An 18493-nucleotide genomic window follows, 5' to 3' on the forward strand; every position below is an offset into this window, starting at 1 on the left:
CCATGCAGGCGCCACTGCCGCCACCGAGCTTGCCGGACACGGCCGATGTCGCCGCGCTGGCCGACTATGGTGCGCCGTTGCTGCAGGCGCTGGCACGGCGCGAAACACCGTTGCCGCCGGGCGCGGGCGCAGGGCTGGTGGCCGCACTGGCACGCATCGCGCTGGCCCTGCAGGCCGATAACCCGGCGCAGATCCGGCAGCAGGCGGGCTGGTGGGGCCGCCTGCTGGGGCGCGATGTCGATCGCGAGGCGGAAGGACGTGCGCTGCAGTCGCAGCTGGGCGTGCTGGCCCTGCAGGCGCGCGAGCAGGCCCAGCAGCTGCAGCAGCAGCTGCAGCTGCGGGCCATGGCCATCGCCGGACATTCAGCGGCGGCCGCAGCGCTGGACGCCTGGGTCGAGCTGGCAGCGGTGCGGCTGGCGTCGCTGGATACCGCCGGCCAGGCCGCGCTGTCGCAACGGCTCGATCACCTGCGCCGGCTGGCCACGCTGCGCCGTCTCGAGGCCGGCCAGTGGCAGCTCCTGCAGGACCAGGACAACGTGCTGCTGCAACGCTTCGCGCGCATCCATGACGTCCTGTTGCCAGCCTGGCGGCAGGCCGCCGCGGCGGGCCAGGCCGCGGCCGGCGCCACATTGGCGGCGAAGGCCGCCACGCTGCACGCACAGATCGATGACGAGGTCGCGGCGGCTCAGGCTAGACTGCCTTGAGCCGGCCGCCGCTGCCGCTTACCCAACTGCAAGGAGACTGCCCGATGACCCAGGACAGCCAGACCCCCGGTGCCCTCGTGCCCGGCACGACTACCGCCGTTCCGCTCGATGAAGGCGCATTGCAGGCGCTTGGCCTGGTCCGCGAGGATCTGCCGCGCATCGCCGAGATCCGTCTGGAGCTGGATGACCTGCGCCCGGGCAACCTGCAGGTCTTCGGTCGCGAAGCGGCCACGCGCACCGCGGCGTTTTCCAGCCAGTTGCTGGACCAGGTGCGCAATCGTGACCTCGATGCCAGCGGCGAGAAACTGGGCGAAGTGGTGCGCATCGCACGCAGCCTGAAGCTGGACGGCTTCGCGCAGCGGTCGAAGGTACCGGTGATCGGTGGCCTGATCGACCGCCTGCGCGTATCCAAGGGCGAGCTGGTGCAGAAGTTCAGCGACACCAATGCGCAGATCGAGCAGCTGCTGGGTGATGTCGGTGTGCAGCAGGCGTTGATGGGCAAGCGCGTGGGCGAGTTCGACCGCATGCATGACATCGTCCGCGAAGAACGCCATGCGCTGGGCCTGTATGCTGCGGCCGGCAAGCAGCGCCTGGCCGAACTGCAGGCCGAGCAGCAGGCCGGGCAGGGCAGTGAGGATCCGCAGCAGCGCATCCGCCAGAGCGAAGTCGACAACGCGATCCGCCTCCTCGAAAAGCGCGTGTCCGACCTGCAGCTGATGCAGCATGCGGCCGACCAGTCGCTGCCGATGATCCGCCTGATCCAGGCCAACGCGCTGCAGCTGATCGAGAAGTTCAACACGGTGCGCGAGATCACCATCCCGTCGTGGAAGCGCCAGTTCGCCATCCAGCTTTCGCTGGGTGAGCAGAAGGCCGCGGTCGAGCTGTCCACCGCCATCGACGATGCCACCAACGAGCTGATGCGCCGCAACGCCGACCTGCTGCGCCAGGCCTCGGTGGATACCGCGCGCAGCAACCAGCGCGGCGTGATCGACGTGGCGACGCTGCGCCACGTGCACGACCAGTTGATCGCCACGGTCGAGGAAGTGCGCAGCATCCATCGCGAAGGAATGCAGCAGCGGCAGCAGGCCGAAGTCGAGCTGTCGCGCCTGCGCGAAGACCTGCAGCAGCGACTGGCCACCCCGACTGCCAGCTGAAAAAAGGGGACGGAGGGGATTAAGTCGTTTGTGCCACTTGCGACTTAATCCCCTCCGTCCCCTTTTTGTTGTCAGCGCAGTTGCTGGCCCAGCCAGTCGGCCAGCGCATCCACGCGCCCATCTGCCGGTCCATCCGGTCGCGCCAGCACCCAGAAGCCACCGGTGGCGGCAAACCCCCACGGCGCGACCAGTCGCCCGGCGGCCAGGTCCTCGGCCACCAGTGGCTCGGGTGCGATCGCCGGGCCCAGCCCGGCCACCGCTGCCTCCAGCAGGTAGTACAGGTGTTCGAAGGCAGTACCCAGCTGCAGCTTCGAGGTGTCCAGACCGTGCGCTTGCGCCCACGCCGGCCATGCCTGCGGCCGTGAGCTGGTGTGCAGCAGCGTCTCCTGCAGCAGCGCCGAGGGCGGCACGTGCCGCAGGCGCTGCGCGGCCGGATGCGAGGGGGCCACCACCACGCCGACCCGTTCCGGCGCCAGCTCACGCACCTGCCAGCCCCGGGGCCACGGCCCCTGCGCCAGCAGCAGCACCGCGTCCAGTGCGGCCTGCGCCTCGGTGAAGCTGCCATCCAGCGCCGACCACTGCAGGCGTACGCCGGGCAGGGCGGCCTGAAGTGCGGGCAGGCGCGGAATCATCCAGCGCGCCAGCACGCTGCCGCTGCAGCCCAGCACCAGCGCCGGGGCCGCCGTCGGCCGGCGCAGTTCGCGCACGCAGTCTTCGATGCCGCTGAAGGCCTCGCTGCACGCTGCCTGCAGGCGCGTGCCCGCAGCGGTCAGGCGCAGGCCGCGACCGGCCCGCTGGAACAGCGCCAGGCCGAGGTGGTCTTCCAGCAGCTTCAGCTGGCGGCTGACCGCGCCGTGGGTCACGTGCAGGTCCTGCGCGGCGCGGCCAACCCCGCCCAGGCGGGCGGTGGCCTCGAACGCGCGCAGCGCATTGAGCGGTGGCAACATCGAACGGCTCATGTGAGATTTCCTGACGGTATATGCCAGATAATATCCATTATCCGGTCACGACCCGTGCGCTAGAGTATCCACCTGTCTCGAACCAGCGGTCGCTTCCATGTCTGCCTCCCCCATTGCCGACTACCACGCCTTCCCGGATGCCCAGGGCCATTTCGGCCGCTACGGTGGCAGCTTCGTTGCCGAAACCCTGGTCGGCCCGCTGCAGGAACTCGCCCAGGCCTATGACCAGGCCCGCCAGGATCCGGCCTTCCAGGCCGCCTACGACCGCGACCTGGCCCACTACGTGGGCCGGCCGAGCCCGATCTACCACGCCCAGCGGCTGAGCGACCATGTCGGCGGCGCGCAGATCCTGCTCAAGCGCGAAGACCTGAACCACACCGGCGCGCACAAGATCAACAACACCATCGGCCAGGCGCTGCTGGCGGCGCGGATGGGCAAGAAGCGCATCATCGCCGAGACCGGTGCCGGCCAGCACGGCGTGGCCAGCGCCACGGTTGCCGCGCGGCTGGGCCTGGAATGCGTGGTGTACATGGGCGCCACCGACATCGAGCGGCAGAAGATCAACGTCTACCGCATGAAGCTGCTCGGCGCGACGGTGGTGCCGGTCACCTCCGGTTCGGCCACTTTGAAGGACGCGCTCAACGAAGCGATGCGCGACTGGGTGACCAATGTGCAGGACACCTTCTACATCATCGGTACGGTCGCCGGTCCGGATCCCTACCCGCGCATGGTGCGCGACTTCAACGCCATCGTCGGCCGCGAGGCACGCGAGCAGATGCTGGCCGAGTACGGCCGCCTGCCCGATGCGATCACTGCCTGCGTCGGCGGCGGCAGCAATGCCATCGGCCTGTTCCATGCCTTCCTCAACGACCGCCAGGTCGAGATCGTCGGCGCCGAGGCCGCAGGTGATGGCATCAGCACCGGTCGCCATGCTGCATCGATCGCCGCCGGTCGCCCGGGCGTGCTGCATGGCAACCGCACCTATGTACTGTGCGACGACGACGGCCAGATCATCGAGACCCATTCGGTGTCGGCCGGCCTGGACTATCCGGGCGTCGGCCCCGAACACGCATTCCTGGCCGATACCGGCCGCGCGCGCTACCTCGGCATCACCGATGACGAAGCACTGCAGGCCTTCCACCTGCTGGCGCATACCGAGGGCATCCTGCCGGCGCTGGAGTCCAGCCATGCGCTGGCGCAGGCGATCAAGCTGGCGCGTGAGCGTCCGCGTGACCAGATCGTGCTGTGCAATCTGTCCGGCCGTGGCGACAAGGATGTGCATACCATCGCCGCGCGCGAAGGGCTGGTGCTGTGAGCGCGCTGCTGCGCAACAGTGGCGTGCTGCTGCTGGCGCTGGGGTTGGCCGCGTGCCAGCCGCCGGAGCCGCCGCTGCTGGCACCGGCCGCCAAGGCCACCACGCAGCCGGCACAGCAGGCGGCCGCGAATGATGACCTCGACCCGATGGCACGTGCGCCGATCGTCGATCCGCCGTCCGCGGAAGATATGGACAGCGATGGCGCGCCCGCGGTGGTCTCGGTGGCGCTGGACCATGCCGGCGAGGTGCTGATCGGCCAGCACATGAGCGATCTGAAGGCACTCGGGCCGTGGACCGCGCAAGGGGCGGTCGAAGCCATCGGCGGCAGTTGCGAGTACTACGACGGCAAGGGGCTGCCGCCCGGCGTGTCGATGATGACCGATGAAGATCGCGTCGTCCGTTTCGATCTCGGCCTGGATCCGGACAGCGGGGCGCCGACCCAGCAGCCCGGTCCGTTCGGCCTGCGTGTCGGCATGACCCGCGCCCAGGCCATGGCCCAGTTCCCGAAGCCGCCGGTATCCAGCCCGCATGCCTACGACGGTGACCAGGGCGAGTACCTCACCTGGCAGGACCCGGGTTCGGACCTGGGTATCCGCGTGGAACTGTTTGAAGGGCGGGTCACCCAGATGTACTGGGGAACCAGCGATGCGATTGAACTGATTGAAGGATGTGCCTGAAATGCCCGTATCCCGACTCGATGCCTGTTTCCTGCGTCTGCGCGAACAGCAGCGCAAGGCGCTGATCCCCTTCGTCACGGCCGGTGATCCCTCGCTGGAGGCCACCGTGCCGGTCATGCACGCACTGGTCGACGCCGGCGCCGACGTGATTGAACTGGGCGTGCCGTTCTCCGACCCGATGGCCGATGGCCCGACCATCCAGCGCAGCTCCGAGCGCGCGCTGGCGCGCGGCGCCGGCAGCCGCTACGTCCTGCAGGCCGTGGCGCAGTTCCGCGAGCGCGATGCGCAGACCCCCGTGGTGCTGATGGGCTACCTGAACCCGGTGGAGATCCACGGTTACGCGGCCTTCGCCAAGGCCGCCGTCGACGCCGGCGTGGACGGCGTGCTGCTGGTCGACCTGCCGCCGGAAGAAGCGGGCGACGCCCAGCAGGCGTTCGACGCAGCCGGCCTTGCGCTGGTACTGCTGGCGTCGCCGACCACCAGTGAGGCGCGAGCCGACAAGCTGTTGGCGCTGGCCCGTGGCTATCTCTACTACGTCAGCTTTGCCGGTGTCACCGGCGCGTCCGAGCGCCTGGACAGCGATGCCGCCAGTGCCCGCCTGCAGGCGTTGCGCGCGCGTGCGTCGGTGCCGGTGGTGGCGGGCTTCGGCATCAAGGATGCCGCCAGTGCCGCGGCCATGGCCCGGCAGGCCGACGGCGTGGTGGTGGGCAGCGCGCTGGTGGCGGCGCTGGCCGAAGCGGGCTCGGCGGAAGAGGCCGCGCAGCACGCCCGGACCTTCCTCGCCCCGCTGCGGCAGGCGCTGGACGCGTAACGGTAGTGCCGGCCGCTGGCCGGCATCCTCCTGAGGGCTCGCGTGCAAGGGCTGCCGGCCAGCGGCCGGCACTACCCATCGGTCTGCACGCAAGGGCTGCCGGCCAGCGGCGGGCACCGCCCCAGCACCTAAACGTACGTCCCAGCATGGTTTTTTCCGGCTGCCCCGTGGCTGGCAAGGGGGTGCACGGGCGGGGAAAGCGGAGCTAGACTGTCCGCCTTTGCGGCCCCCGGGCCGCCCTGAACGGAAGTGTCCTCCCGCATGAGTTGGCTCAGCAAGTTGATGCCGTCCGGCATCCGCACCGACAACACCCCCAGCAAGAAGCGCAGTGTCCCCGAGGGCCTGTGGGAAAAGTGCAGCAACTGCGGCAGCGCGTTGTACCGTCCGGAACTGGAAGAGAACCTGGAAGTCTGCCCGAAGTGCGGCCATCACATGGCGATCCGTGCGCGTGCGCGCCTGGCCGCCCTGTTCGATGCCGACAGCACCACCGAGATCGGTGCGCGCCTGGGGCCGACCGACCTGCTCAAGTTCAAGGACCAGAAGAAGTACAGCGAGCGCATCAAGATCGCGCAGAAGAACACCGGCGAGTACGACGCGCTGATCGCCATGCGCGGCCTGCTCAAGGGCCGTGCGCTGGTGGCATCGTCGTTCGACTTCGCCTTCATGGGCGGCTCGATGGGCTCGGTGGTCGGCGAGCGTTTCGCACTGGCCGCGGAAACCGCGGTCGAGATCGGTGCGCCCTACGTGTGCTTCTCGCAGAGCGGTGGCGCCCGCATGCAGGAAGGCCTGTTCTCGCTGATGCAGATGGCCAAGACCTCGGCCGCGCTGGGCAAGCTGCGTGAAGCCGGCCTGCCGTACATCTCGGTGCTGACCCATCCGACCACCGGCGGCGTGTCGGCTTCCTTCGCGATGCTGGGTGACATCAACATCGCCGAGCCGCAGGCGCTGATCGGCTTCGCCGGCCCGCGCGTGATCGAGCAGACCGTGCGCGAGAAGCTGCCGGAAGGCTTCCAGCGCTCGGAATTCCTGCTGGAGCACGGCGCCATCGACCAGATCTGCGACCGTCGCGAAATGCGCGACCGCCTGTCCGATCTGCTGGCACTGCTGGGCCGTCAGCCGGCGCCGGAGGTGGCTTGATGGGAGGCCGCAAGTACTTCGGTACTGATGGCATCCGTGGACGGGTCGGCCAGGGCGTGATCTCGGCCGACTTCGTGCTGCGCCTGGGCAACGCCCTGGGCCGTGTCCTGGTCGACCAGCGCGGCCAGGACGGGCGCCGGCCGATCGTGGTGATCGGCAAGGACACCCGCATCTCCGGTTACATGTTCGAAGCGGCACTGGAAGCCGGCCTGGTCGCCGCCGGTGCGGACGTGCAGTTGCTGGGGCCGATGCCGACCCCGGCGGTGGCGTTCCTGACCCGTACGCTTGGCGTGGACGCTGGCATCGTCATCAGCGCCTCGCACAACCCGCACTACGACAACGGCATCAAGTTCTTCTCCGCCCAGGGCGAGAAGCTCGACGATGCCACCGAGCTGGCCCTGGAAGCGGCGCTGGACATCCCGTTCACCACCGCCGAATCGGAAAAGCTGGGCAAGGCGTCGCGTGCGCGCGAAGCGGTCGGCCGCTACATCGAGTTCTGCAAGGCCAGCGTGCCGCGCGCGTTCGACCTGCGTGGCGTGCGCCTGGTGCTGGACTGCGCGCACGGCGCCACCTACCAGATCGCGCCGCTGCTGTTCCGTGAACTGGGCGCCGAGGTGATCGGCATTGGTGCCGAGCCCAACGGCGTCAACATCAACGCCGGCGTGGGTTCCACCCACATCGACAACCTGGCGGCCAAGGTCCGCGAAACCCGCGCCGATCTCGGCATCGCCTTCGATGGGGATGGCGACCGCGTGCTGATGGCCGACGACCAGGGCAACCCGGTCGACGGCGATGACCTGCTGTATATCCTGGCCCGTGCATGGAAAGCCGAAGGCCGCCTGCGCGGCCCGGTGGTCGGCACGCTGATGAGCAACTACGGCGTCGAGAAGGCATTTGCCGACCTGCAGATTCCGTTCGTGCGCAGCAATGTCGGCGATCGCTACGTGCACCAGGCGCTGATGGAAGGCGGCGGCGTGCTCGGCGGTGAAGCCTCCGGCCACCTGCTGTGCCTGGATCGGGCCACCACCGGCGACGGCATCGTCAGCGCGCTGCAGGTGCTGGTGGCATTGCGCAACAGCGGGCAGACCCTGCGCCAGGCGCTGGAAGGACTGGTGCGGGTGCCACAGAAGACGGTCAACGTGCGGCTGGGCAATGTCTCGGCCAAGGCCACGGTGCAGGCCGGCAGCGTGCAGGCCGCGCTGGCTGTCGCGCAGCAGTCGGTGGCCGGTCGTGGCCGTGCGTTCCTGCGCCCGTCCGGTACCGAGCCGGTGGTGCGGGTCACGGTCGAGGCCGATGATGCGACGCTGATGCAGGACACGCTGGATCGACTGTCCGCGGCGGTACGTGAAGCCGCCGCCTGAGGCCGCTGCACATCCGCCCAACGAAAACGCCCCGGAATGCCGGGGCGTTTTCGTTGAAGGGGCAGGGCGGTGGGTTGCCTACGGCCCCGGCACCATCTTCTTCTGGCGTGCCTTGAAGCCATTGAACAGCGGTGCGATCAGCGGGTTGTAGCTCTGTGCGATGCGCTTTCGCAGCCAGCTGGCCGGGCGGTTGCGGATCGCGAAACGATAGATGCGCTCCGGGTCGCCGCCCACCACATTGCGTCCGAACGGGTGGGTGGTATGCAGGTAGCGGAAGCCGTGCTCGCGCGCCACCTCGATGTGGTCCTGGTCGAAATCGCCGTAGGGCCAGCACAGCGTATCGGACACCTCGCCAAGCTTGTCCTGCAGGACGTCGCGCGAGACTGCCAGGTCGTGGCTCAGGCCGGCACGGCGCTGTGCGCGGTCCAGGTCGTCGCGGCGCAGCCAGCGGGTGTGGGTATGGGTATGGCAATGCACTTCGAAGGTGCCGGCGGCGATGGCCGCGCGCGCTTCGCTCCAGCGCATCATCACGTCGTCGCTGCGGTTCTGCTCGTAGATCGCCGCTTCGCAGCCGCGATGGTCCGGCGTGGCAGGCAACGTTGCCCCGGCAAGCCCGGCGTGGGGCCGCTCCGGGCCTTCGCCCATCCAGCCGGTGACCACGAACACCACCGCGTGCATGCCGTACTTCTGCAGGATCGGGTGCGCATACACCCAGTTGTCCAGGTAGCCATCGTCGAAGGTGATCACGATCGACTTGCGCGGCACCGGCTTGCCGGCCAGGAAGCCGGCGTACTGGTCCAGTGTCAGCGACGTCCAGCCGTTGCCGGCCAGCCACGCGATCTGGCTTTCGAAATTCTCCGGTGACACGGTGATCATGCCCGGCGACGGACTGACGTGGTGGTGCATCAGCACCGGTACGGTTCGGGCATCAGCCATGTCCCAGCTCCTTCAGCCACTGGTGGTAATAGTGTTCGGTGGTCTCACCGTGGCCGTCGGGAGTGAACCGGTGCGCGCTGCGCATCCAGTCCCACCCGGCGCGGCCCATCTGCCGCCGCCGTTCCGGATCGTCCACCAGCAGGCGCAGGGCCCCTGTCAGGGCTGCATTGTCGCCCAGCCGGGTGAGGATCGCATTGCTGCCATCCACCACCATCTCCGGCACGCCACCCACCCGCGTGGCCACGATCGGCACCCCGACATAGGCGGCCTCCAGGAAGACGGTACCGGCCGCTTCCTTGTGCGATGCCAGCGCGAAGATGTCGAAGCCAGCCATCAGCCGGCATGCGCCATCGCGATAGCCAAGCAGATGGACCTGCTGCTGCAGCCCGTGCTCGTCGCGCAGCGCCTGCAGCCGGTCCATGACCGGCTGGCCATCGCCGACCACCACCAGGTGCAGGTTCGGGTGCGTCTTGCACAGCGGTACCATCGCCTGCAGCAGGTCGGCATGACCCTTGGGTTCGCGCAGCACCGCCACGCAACCGACCACGATGTCCTGTTCGCCGAAGCCGAGTTCGGCGCGCACGTCCGCGCGTACCTCCTGCAGGCATTGCCAGGGGTCGTCCTTGCGGATTTCGCTCCAGCGCGGCGGGACCGCGATGGGCGGCACGATACCGATGTGTTCGGCCGGAATGCCGCGCGCGGCCAGCAACTGCTTGACGAAGCTGCTGACGGTCAGCACCCGGTGCGGCAGGCCGGTATAGGTCAGCAGCGAGTTGACCGGGCTCATCAGGTGGCGCGAGCGCACCACCAGCGGCGTGCCGCCCAGGCGTGCACCGGCGGCGGCGATCAGTGCGTCACGGCGGCTGGTGGTGTTGACCACGTCATAGCGTTCGCGGCGCACCAGGCGCGAGACCGACCAGATGCCGCGCAGCAGGCGCAGCAGGCCACCCATGCGCAGGGTATGCACGGTGAAACCATCATCGCGTGCCAGCTGGGCCAGTCGCGCTTCGGGCTGGCACAGCAGCGCCACCTCGTGGCCACGCGCGCGCATCACCTGCATGTGGCGGAAGATGTAGATCTCCTGCCCGCCCATTCCCTTGGCGGCTTCAGTGTGCAGGATGCGCAGCGGACGGTTCATGCAGGATCGATCCTTGAGGGTCAGCGGTTGCGGAAGCGGGTCAGCGCTTCCCATGCAGTGCGTACGGCGGCCGCATCGGGCGCCTGCTGTGGCAGCGGCCGGTAGCGCAGGTCCAGGGCGGTGGCGTTGCCGAACTTGTCGAACACATAGATGGCATCGCCATGGCGCACCGCGCGCTGCGACCAGCTTTCGACCACCAGCGCACGCGTGCCCTGCGGCTCGGCCAGCAGGTCCTGGCCGGTGCTGTAATCGGCCAGTGCGTTCTCGCAACCCAGTGCGTGGCGCATCAGTGTCGGCACCCAGTCTTCGTGCGAGCTGGTGCGTGCGTCGTGGCCAGCGGCCTTGCCCGGCCAATGCAGCACGAACGGGACCTGCAGCTGATAGTCGGAGAAGTTGCCGTTGTGGCCCCAGTAGTTCAGCTTGAGGTCGTTGAACTCTTCGGCATGGTCACCGGTGACCAGCACGATGGTGTCCTCGGCCAGGCCCTGTGCGCGCAGGTCGTCCAGCAGCGAGCCGATCAGGCTGTCGGCATAGTGCACGGCGGTGCGGTAGCGGTTGAGTTCCGGCGTCGGGTCATGCTCCGGGCCGAACTTGAGGAAATCGATATCGGCGGCCATCGGTGTGGCCACCGCCGGATAGCCCTCGGGCATGTGGTAGGGCGCATGGGTGGAGTCGAGGAACACGAAGCCGAACCACGGGCGCTGCGCGGCCTGGCTGGCGCGGATGTCCTGCTGCAGCGCACTGATGATCGCGCGGTCGCGGCCGTCTGACTTCAGCGCTGCCGGCCCCTGGTGCAGCTGGTCGCGGACATCGGCGAACACCGTGCGATCGAACTCCGGGCTGTACAACGGCGCACTGCCGTACAGGTGCAGGTCGTAGCCCTGCTGGCCCAGCACCTGGAAAAGCTGCGAGCCACGCTGCTCGTCAAGCATGCTCGGCCAATAGCCGCCGGGCAGGCCGTAGAGCAGCCCGAACAGGCCGTAGCGGGTGGCATTGCCGGTGCTGAAATGGTGGTCGAAGACGCGCGCATCCTGCGCCAGCGTCGACGTGTTGGGCATCAGCTGCGGTGTCAGCACATCGTGGCGCAGCGACTCCAGTACCACCATCAGTACGTTGGGACGATGTGGGCTCTGGCAGCGCAGCGGATGCAGCGGGTACAGCAGCTGCGCATGGCGCGGGTCGGGCAGGCCGGCGTGCTGTTGGCTGACCACGCCCAGGCGCCGCATGAAGCTCTTGGCCGTGATCGGCTGCGCCCACGGCAGGTAGTTCCACTGCGCGATCACATCACGGTCGCCGCGGGCGTCGTAGTAGGCCGTGGCGACCTGGCCGCCGGCCATCAGCAGCGCGACCACCGCCCAGGCCTGCAGCACCCGTCGACGGCGCGGCGCGGCCGGCAGCAGTTTCCAGCACGCCCAGGCCAGCAGGCCCTCGGCGGTGAAGACCGCGGCAACCAGCAGGCCGACCTGCAGCCAGGTCTTCCAGGACAGGGCAACCTGGTCCTGCAGGGCGCCGCCGAACACCATGTTCACGACCATGGCATTGAGGTGGAAGCGGTACAGGGTGAAGACCTTGGCGTCGACCAGCAGCAGGCACAGCCACAGGCCCTGCAGCACGGCCGCGCTGATGCTCAGCGTACGCGCGCTGCGTGGCCACAGGCCCAGCAGCAGCGGCAGCAGGCCGGCCAGCGCACCGAACGCGAGCAGGTGGCCGGGCAGGGCGACCGCCAGATAGGCCAGGCCGGCGCCGCCGCCCGGATTGTCACGCAGCGGTACATTGCCCAGCGCAATCGCCGCGGCCAGTACCGCATTGCCGGCGATGAACAGCGACCACCAGGCCAGCCGCCGCCAGCGCCGGGCGGAACCTTCAATGGCAGGGGCGGCAGGGGCAGCTGCGGGCATGGTGGGGCAGGTTCAGGGGGTGCAGGAGAGGGGCGGGGCCAACGTGACGGAAGCGTTGCTCCGCGCGCGGGTCGCGCATTGTATCGGTTTGTTTCCGTGTATCGAGTGGCGTCCCCCGGGCGATCTGTCACAATGTTCAGGCGGGCCATGAATGCGTTGGCCCCCTCAGACCCAACGACAAGCCAGGAACCGCTGTGAGCCAGATCCCTACCCTCGACATCACCCGTTTCGACAGCGACCGCGAGGCCTTCGTGGCCGAGCTGGGCGCGGCCTACCGCCAATGGGGATTCGCGGGCATCCGTAACCACGGCATCCCGCAGGCCGACATCGACGCGGCCTACGATGCCTTCAAGGCTTTCTTCGCCCTGCCGGAAGAGGTCAAGCGCAAGTACCACGTGGCCGGCAGCGGCGGCGCCCGCGGCTACACCCCGTTCGGCGTGGAAACCGCCAAGGGCTCCAAGCATTTCGACCTGAAGGAGTTCTGGCACATCGGCCGCGAGATCGCCGACGATTCCAAGTACCGGGACGTGATGGCGCCGAACCTGTGGCCGGCCGAGGTCGAAGGTTTCCGTGAGCGCGGTTACGGCCTGTATCAGGCGCTGGACAACCTGGGGTCGCGCGTGTTGTCCGCGTTGGCCCTGCACATTGGCCTGCCGGAAGACTTCTTCGCCGACAAGACCAACTTCGGCAACTCGATCCTGCGCCCGATCCACTACCCGCCGATCACCACTGACGACATCCCGAACGTGCGTGCCGGTGCCCATGGCGACATCAACTTCATCACCCTGCTGGTCGGCGCCAGTGCCGCAGGCCTGGAAGTGCAGTCGCATGACGGCGAGTGGGTGCCATTTACGTCAGATGCGGACACGATCGTGGTCAACATCGGCGACATGCTGCAGCGCCTGACCAACCACGTGTATCCGTCGACCATCCACCGCGTGGTCAACCCCCCGGGTGACCTGGCGCGCCAGCCGCGCTACTCGGTGCCGTTCTTCCTGCACCCGAACCCGGACTTCCTGATCGACGTGCTGCCCTCGTGCATCACTCCGGAGAACCCGAGCCGGTATCCGGAGGCGATCACCGCCCACGGCTTCCTCGAGGAACGCCTGCGCGAGATCAAGCTGAAGTAAAGAAAAGTGAGGCCGCCGAAAGGCGGCCTTTTTCTTTGCAGGGTTGCACCCTGCACCCGCGGTAGTGCCGGCCGCTGGCCGGCAAGTCCAAAGCCAAAGCGGCTCTGGGGTGTTCCGTGGGGAGGCGGGGAGGTGTCGGATGGCGGGGACGCCGTAAACCCATCCCTGGGGGCTTGGCCGCGGCATCCATGCCGCGGACACCCCGCCATCCGACACCTCCCCGCCTTCGACAGTTTCCCGGTGACGGTTGGTGGGTGTCGACCTTGCTCGACACGGTAGATCCACGCCATGCGTGGATGAGATCTCTCGGATCGAAGTGGGGTAGGGGGTTGGTCCAGCCAGCATCAACCCGGAATGCAGCTTTTGTCTTTTGCTCTTGCTCTTCTTTTTTCTTCCCGTGGCGGGCGGAACCGCCGGACTGTGTCAGAGGCCGGGCGGGTGGGGCTGCGCAGGGGCGTGAGCCGCATGGGCCCGAGGCATGCCTCGGGCGGGTTGGGCAGGACGCCCAATCCCGGTCTTGCCGTGTGCGCAGGACAGCGCACACGAGCAAGCGGCGATCGAGCTTACATGGACGTACTTGCAGCGCCCCCTGCGCAGTCCCACCCGCCCGGCCAAGCCCCAGATCTAGCCGGGCTCTCCGCGACCAACCAAACCCCGCCCCCCCCTCCGCCACGAGGGGCTGCGCCGTTGGCTGAAAATCCATGTAACCGCTTACAATGAAACGGATTTTGCCGCAACGGGTATCATGACCGGCTGACTTCACACAGGAGCCACCCGCTCATGCGCCGCAAGATCGTCGCCGGAAACTGGAAGCTGCATGGCAGCCGTCAATTCGCCAATGAACTGCTGGGGCAGGTGGCTGCCGGGCTGCCGCTGGAGGGGGTGGACGTGGTGATCCTGCCGCCGCTGCCGTACCTGGGCGAGCTGGTCGAGGACTTCGGCGAGACCAGCCTGGCCTTCGGCGCGCAGGACGTGAGCAGCAACGAGAAGGGCGCCTATACCGGCGAGGTCTGCGCGGCCATGCTGGTCGAGGTCGGGGCCCGCTATGGCCTGGTCGGCCATTCCGAGCGCCGCCAGTATCACCATGAAAGCAGCGAGCTGGTCGCGCGCAAGTTCGCCGCCGCCCAGCATGCCGGCCTGGTGCCGGTGCTGTGCGTGGGCGAGACCCTGGAGCAGCGCGAGGCCGGGCAGACCGAAGCGGTCATCGCCAGCCAGCTGGCGCCGGTGCTTGAACTGGTCGGCGCGGCCGGCTTTGCCAAGGCCGTGGTCGCCTACGAGCCGGTCTGGGCCATCGGTACCGGCCGTACCGCTACAAAGGAGCAGGCACAGCAGGTGCACGCGTTCATCCGTGGCGAAGTTGCGCGCTTCGATGCTAGAATTGCTGATTCACTGCCCATTGTTTACGGCGGTAGCGTGAAGCCCGACAATGCCGGGGAACTGTTCGCGCAGCCGGATGTCGATGGTGGGCTGGTCGGCGGCGCCTCCCTGGTGGCCGCGGACTTCCTGGCCATCGCACGGGCGGCGGCCGCGAACTAATCCTAGAAGTATTGTCCGAGGGCGGTTTCCAATGCTGATGTTGATCCTCAATGTCGTCTACGTGCTGGTCGCTGTGGCCATGATCGCGCTGATCCTGATGCAGCGTGGCTCGGGTGCGGCGGCGGGTTCGGGCTTTGGTGCCGGCGCCTCGGGCACGGTGTTCGGTGCGCGTGGCGCCTCGAACTTCCTGTCCAAGTCGACCAAGTGGCTGGCAGTCGTGTTCTTCGGCATCAGTCTCTTCATGGCCTGGTATGCCGGTCACGGCACCCGTCCGGCGGCCGACCAGGACCTGGGCCTGATGTCCGCCCCGGCGGCCAGCGCGCCGGCGGCTCCGGCGGGCGAACTGCCGGCCGTTCCGAAGGCCGATCCGGTCCCGGCCGCCCCGGTTCCGGCGGCGAATGTGCCGGCTCAGGCGGAATCTTCGGTTTCTGGTGAAGAAAAGCCTTCGGAAGGCTCCCAGAAACACTGAAGCCGGTTACAATACGCGGCGCATCGGGAAGATAGTCTGATGTGATCGTTTGCCCAGGTGGCGGAATTGGTAGACGCACTACCTTGAGGTGGTAGCGACGCAAGTCGTAGGGGTTCGAGTCCCCTCTTGGGCACCATTTGTAAGTAAAGCGGGTTCGCCTGGCGCGCAATGCGCCAGGCAGGTTCCCGTCCACTCCCCCATGCCAAAGCGCCTGCAGGCGCGGCGGCAGAGGCAAGAGAGAATCGCTGTGCTGGCCGAATATTTGCCTTCTCTGCTGTTTCTGATCGTTGCCACCGGTATCGGCATTACGCTGATGCTGGTTGGTCGATTCCTCGGTCCCCGCCGCCCCGATCTGGAAAAGCTGTCGCCGTACGAGTGCGGCTTCGAGGCCTTCGAAGACGCGCGCATGAAGTTCGACGTGCGCTACTACCTGATCGCGATCCAGTTCATCGTCTTCGACCTGGAAATCATCTTCATCGTGCCGTGGACCCAGGTCTTCATGGAGCTGGGCGCCCGTTCGCTCATCACCATGGGCCTGTTCGTCGGCATGCTGTTCCTCGGTTTCATTTACGTCTGGAAGAAGGGAGCGCTGGAATGGGAGTGATTCAGACTCTCGATGGCCTCATGAACAATCCGTCGCCGGAAGGCCGGGTTGATGACATCCTGCGGCCGGAAGGCGACAACCCGCTGCTGGAAAAGGGCTTCGTCACCACCAGCGTCGACGCACTGCTGAACTGGGCGCGCACCGGCTCGATGTGGCCGATGACCTTCGGCCTGGCCTGCTGCGCGGTCGAGATGATGCACGCCGGCGCCGCGCGCCTGGACCTTGACCGTTACGGCGTGGTGTTCCGCCCGTCGCCGCGTCAGTCCGACGTGATGATCGTGGCCGGTACCCTGGTCAACAAGATGGCCCCGGCGCTGCGCAAGGTCTACGACCAGATGCCGGACCCGAAGTGGGTCATCTCGATGGGTAGCTGTGCCAACGGTGGTGGCTATTACCACTACTCCTATTCTGTCGTGCGCGGCTGTGATCGCGTGGTGCCGGTGGACGTCTACGTCCCGGGCTGCCCGCCGACCGCCGAGGCGCTGGTGTACGGGATCCTGCAGCTGCAGAAGAAGATCTGGCGTACACAGACCATCGCCCGCTGACCCCTTCACCTGACAAGAGCGCGCCAAGCCCCCATGGCAGAGCAAGCATCCTTCATCGACCGACTCTCCGCACGTTTCGCTGGTGCGAAGGTCATCGTGGTCGAACCCCGCGGCGAAGTGACGCTGGAAGTGCCTGCCGCCGAGTGGCACGCCACCGCCCTGGCGCTGCGTGACGAGTTTGGTTTCGAGCAGGCCGTGGATCTGTGCGGCGTCGACTACCTCGGTTATGGCTCCGACGAATGGGACACCGCCGACGTGTCCTCGCAGGGCTTCAGCCGTGGCGTCGAAGGCAAGGCCCAGGGCCGCTTCGCGTGGGGCGAGTTCCCCACCGAGGAAAACGGTGCCGACGGTGCCCGCCCGCAGCACATGCCGACCCAGCGTTTCGCCGTGGTCGCCCAGCTGCGCTCGTACCAGCACAACCTGATGATGCACCTGCGCTGCTTCGCCCCTGACGAAGCGCTGCCGGTGGTGTCCTCGCTGACCAGCGTGTGGCCGGGCCTGAACTGGTTCGAGCGCGAAGCGTTCGACCTGTACGGCGTGATCTTCGAAGGCCACCCGGACCTGCGCCGGATCCTGACCGACTACGGTTTCGTCGGCCATCCGTTCCGCAAGGACTTCCCGCTGATCGGCAATGTCGAAGTCCGCTACGACGAAGAAAAGAAGCGCGTGATCTACGAACCGGTCACCTCGGTGGAGCCGCGTGTCGGCGTGCCGCGCGTGATCCGTGACGACGCCCGTCTGCAGACCGCAGCCGGTGAGCGCGCGCAGGAGGCAGTGAAGTGAGCCACGTACACCAGGCCGGCGAAGCGTTCGCCAGCAACGCCGCCGAAAGCCGGCAGGAAATCCGCAACTACACCATGAACTTCGGCCCGCAGCATCCGGCCGCTCACGGTGTGCTGCGCCTGATCCTGGAAATGGACGGCGAAACCATCATGCGTGCCGACCCGCACGTGGGTCTGCTGCACCGTGGCACCGAGAAGCTGGCCGAGTCCAAGCCGTTCAACCAGTCGATCGGCTACATGGATCGCCTCGACTACGTGTCGATGATGTGCAACGAGCACGCCTACGTGCGCGCGATCGAGACCCTGATGGGCATCGAGGCGCCGGAGCGTGCGCAGTACATCCGCACCATGTACGACGAGATCACCCGCATCCTCAACCACCTGATGTGGCTGGGCTCCAACGCGCTCGACCTGGGTGCGATGGCCGTGATGCTGTATGCCTTCCGTGAGCGCGAAGAGCTGATGGACTGCTATGAAGCGGTCTCCGGCGCGCGCATGCACGCGGCGTACTACCGCCCGGGCGGTGTCTACCGCGACCTGCCGGACCACATGCCGAAGTACAAGGAATCGCGCTGGCACAAGGGCAAGGCGCTGAAGCAGCTCAATGCTTCACGCGAAGGCTCGCTGCTGGACTTCCTGGAGAACTTCACCGTCGAGTTCCCCAAGCGCGTCGACGAATACGAAACCCTGCTGACCGACAACCGCATCTGGAAGCAGCGTACCGTCGGCATCGGCGTGGTCACTCCGGAACTGGCGCACCAGTGGGGCATGACCGGCGTGATGCTGCGTGGCTCGGGCGTGGCCTGGGACCTGCGCAAGAAGCGCCCGTACGCCAAGTACGATGCTGTCGATTTCGACATCCCGCTGGGCAAGGAAGGCGACTGCTACGACCGCTACCTGGTCCGCGTCGCCGAAATGCGCGAATCCAACCGCATCATCAAGCAGTGCGTGGCGTGGCTGAAGGCCAACCCCGGCCCGGTCATGGTCAAGAACTTCAAGGTCGCTCCGCCCAAGCGCGAGGACATGAAGGACGACATGGAAGCGCTGATCCACCACTTCAAGCTGTTCAGCGAAGGCTATTGCGTACCGGCGGGTGAAACCTATGCGGCCGTGGAAGCGCCCAAGGGCGAATTCGGCTGCTACCTGGTCTCCGATGGCGCCAACAAGCCCTTCCGCGTGCACCTGCGCGCACCGGGCTTCGCCCACCTGTCCTCGATCGATTCGATCGTGCGCGGCCACATGCTGGCCGACGTGGTGGCGATGATCGGTACCTATGACCTGGTGTTCGGCGAGGTTGACCGGTAATGCCGTCCGCCACGCCAACGCCCGCTGCAGGC

18 protein-coding genes and 1 tRNA gene are annotated in these 18493 nt (G+C 67.4%); 15 read left to right on the plus strand and 4 right to left on the minus strand.

Annotation, left to right across the window (positions count from 1 at the left end; translation table 11 throughout):
* Positions 1-2 precede the first annotated feature (2 nt).
* The gene (locus E5790_RS16110) at positions 3-704 is read left to right on the plus strand and encodes a hypothetical protein (RefSeq protein ID WP_014647883.1); all 702 of its coding nucleotides are present in this window, start codon (positions 3-5) and stop codon (positions 702-704) included.
* A 44-nt stretch (positions 705-748) separates the two neighbouring features.
* Positions 749-1858, plus strand: a complete 1110-nt coding sequence (locus tag E5790_RS16115; RefSeq protein WP_014647882.1) for a toxic anion resistance protein — start codon at positions 749-751, stop codon at positions 1856-1858.
* Between the two features lie 71 nt (positions 1859-1929).
* On the opposite strand, the gene E5790_RS16120 is transcribed toward E5790_RS16115, so the two are convergent.
* Entirely contained in the window at positions 1930-2817 is an 888-nt protein-coding gene (locus E5790_RS16120) for a LysR family transcriptional regulator (protein WP_111206982.1), read from the minus strand.
* A 97-nt stretch (positions 2818-2914) separates the two neighbouring features.
* On the opposite strand from E5790_RS16120, the gene trpB reads away from it, so the two are divergent.
* The 5 genes from trpB to glmM all read left to right on the plus strand — a co-directional run bounded on the left by trpB (position 2915) and on the right by glmM (position 8118).
* Positions 2915-4132, plus strand: a complete 1218-nt coding sequence (gene trpB / locus E5790_RS16125; protein WP_032957499.1) for a tryptophan synthase subunit beta — start codon at positions 2915-2917, stop codon at positions 4130-4132.
* Entirely contained in the window at positions 4129-4809 is a 681-nt protein-coding gene (locus E5790_RS16130; protein WP_111206983.1) for a hypothetical protein, read from the plus strand. The genes trpB and E5790_RS16130 overlap by 4 nt, the downstream gene beginning before the upstream one ends.
* Before the next feature lies 1 nt (position 4810).
* On the plus strand, positions 4811-5620 hold the full coding sequence (trpA, locus tag E5790_RS16135; RefSeq protein WP_111206984.1) for a tryptophan synthase subunit alpha: 810 nt from the start codon (positions 4811-4813) through the stop codon (positions 5618-5620).
* 261 nt (positions 5621-5881) lie between these two features.
* The gene (gene accD, locus E5790_RS16140) at positions 5882-6757 is read left to right on the plus strand and encodes an acetyl-CoA carboxylase, carboxyltransferase subunit beta (RefSeq protein ID WP_111206985.1); all 876 of its coding nucleotides are present in this window, start codon (positions 5882-5884) and stop codon (positions 6755-6757) included.
* Positions 6757-8118: a phosphoglucosamine mutase gene (gene glmM / locus E5790_RS16145; protein ID WP_014647877.1), complete on the plus strand. Its 1362-nt coding sequence runs from the start codon at positions 6757-6759 to the stop codon at positions 8116-8118. Before accD ends, glmM begins: the two co-directional genes overlap by 1 nt.
* 78 nt (positions 8119-8196) lie before the next feature.
* Here glmM and E5790_RS16150 read toward each other — a convergent pair whose 3' ends face one another.
* The 3 genes from E5790_RS16150 to E5790_RS16160 are packed head-to-tail and all read right to left on the minus strand — an operon-like array spanning position 8197 to position 12090.
* Positions 8197-9054: a polysaccharide deacetylase family protein gene (locus tag E5790_RS16150; RefSeq protein ID WP_049407821.1), complete on the minus strand. Its 858-nt coding sequence runs from the start codon at positions 9052-9054 to the stop codon at positions 8197-8199.
* A complete protein-coding gene (locus E5790_RS16155; protein WP_014647875.1) occupies positions 9047-10192 on the minus strand; it encodes a glycosyltransferase family 4 protein in 1146 nt (381 codons plus the stop codon). The genes E5790_RS16150 and E5790_RS16155 overlap by 8 nt, the downstream gene beginning before the upstream one ends.
* Before the next feature lie 20 nt (positions 10193-10212).
* Positions 10213-12090 carry a sulfatase-like hydrolase/transferase gene (locus E5790_RS16160; RefSeq protein ID WP_111206986.1) on the minus strand — a complete coding sequence of 626 codons (1878 nt, stop codon included), beginning with the start codon at positions 12088-12090 and terminating at the stop codon, positions 10213-10215.
* A gap of 194 nt (positions 12091-12284) precedes the next feature.
* Between E5790_RS16160 and E5790_RS16165 the strand changes: the two genes are divergently transcribed.
* The 8 genes from E5790_RS16165 to E5790_RS16200 all read left to right on the plus strand — a co-directional run bounded on the left by E5790_RS16165 (position 12285) and on the right by E5790_RS16200 (position 18461).
* Positions 12285-13220, plus strand: a complete 936-nt coding sequence (locus tag E5790_RS16165) for a 2-oxoglutarate and iron-dependent oxygenase domain-containing protein (RefSeq protein ID WP_032956201.1) — start codon at positions 12285-12287, stop codon at positions 13218-13220.
* Between the two features lie 780 nt (positions 13221-14000).
* The gene (gene tpiA / locus E5790_RS16170; protein ID WP_014647872.1) at positions 14001-14756 is read left to right on the plus strand and encodes a triose-phosphate isomerase; all 756 of its coding nucleotides are present in this window, start codon (positions 14001-14003) and stop codon (positions 14754-14756) included.
* 31 nt (positions 14757-14787) lie between these two features.
* Positions 14788-15225, plus strand: a complete 438-nt coding sequence (secG, locus tag E5790_RS16175) for a preprotein translocase subunit SecG (RefSeq protein WP_014647871.1) — start codon at positions 14788-14790, stop codon at positions 15223-15225.
* Between the two features lie 51 nt (positions 15226-15276).
* Positions 15277-15361: transfer RNA gene (locus E5790_RS16180), tRNA-Leu, on the plus strand.
* 111 nt (positions 15362-15472) lie between these two features.
* Entirely contained in the window at positions 15473-15829 is a 357-nt protein-coding gene (locus E5790_RS16185; RefSeq protein ID WP_008265012.1) for an NADH-quinone oxidoreductase subunit A, read from the plus strand.
* Positions 15820-16374: an NADH-quinone oxidoreductase subunit B gene (locus tag E5790_RS16190; RefSeq protein ID WP_005417936.1), complete on the plus strand. Its 555-nt coding sequence runs from the start codon at positions 15820-15822 to the stop codon at positions 16372-16374. Before E5790_RS16185 ends, E5790_RS16190 begins: the two co-directional genes overlap by 10 nt.
* 33 nt (positions 16375-16407) lie before the next feature.
* Positions 16408-17157 (plus strand): NADH-quinone oxidoreductase subunit C, encoded by a 750-nt coding sequence (locus E5790_RS16195; protein ID WP_014647869.1) that lies wholly within the window; start codon positions 16408-16410, stop codon positions 17155-17157.
* Positions 17154-18461, plus strand: coding sequence for an NADH-quinone oxidoreductase subunit D (locus E5790_RS16200; protein ID WP_014647868.1), 1308 nt, complete (start codon positions 17154-17156; stop codon positions 18459-18461). The genes E5790_RS16195 and E5790_RS16200 overlap by 4 nt, the downstream gene beginning before the upstream one ends.
* The last annotated feature ends 32 nt before the right edge of the window (positions 18462-18493 follow it).

This window comes from Stenotrophomonas sp. PAMC25021 (genome assembly GCF_004795795.1).
In the GTDB taxonomy this organism is placed as follows: Bacteria; Pseudomonadota; Gammaproteobacteria; order Xanthomonadales; family Xanthomonadaceae; genus Stenotrophomonas; species Stenotrophomonas muris.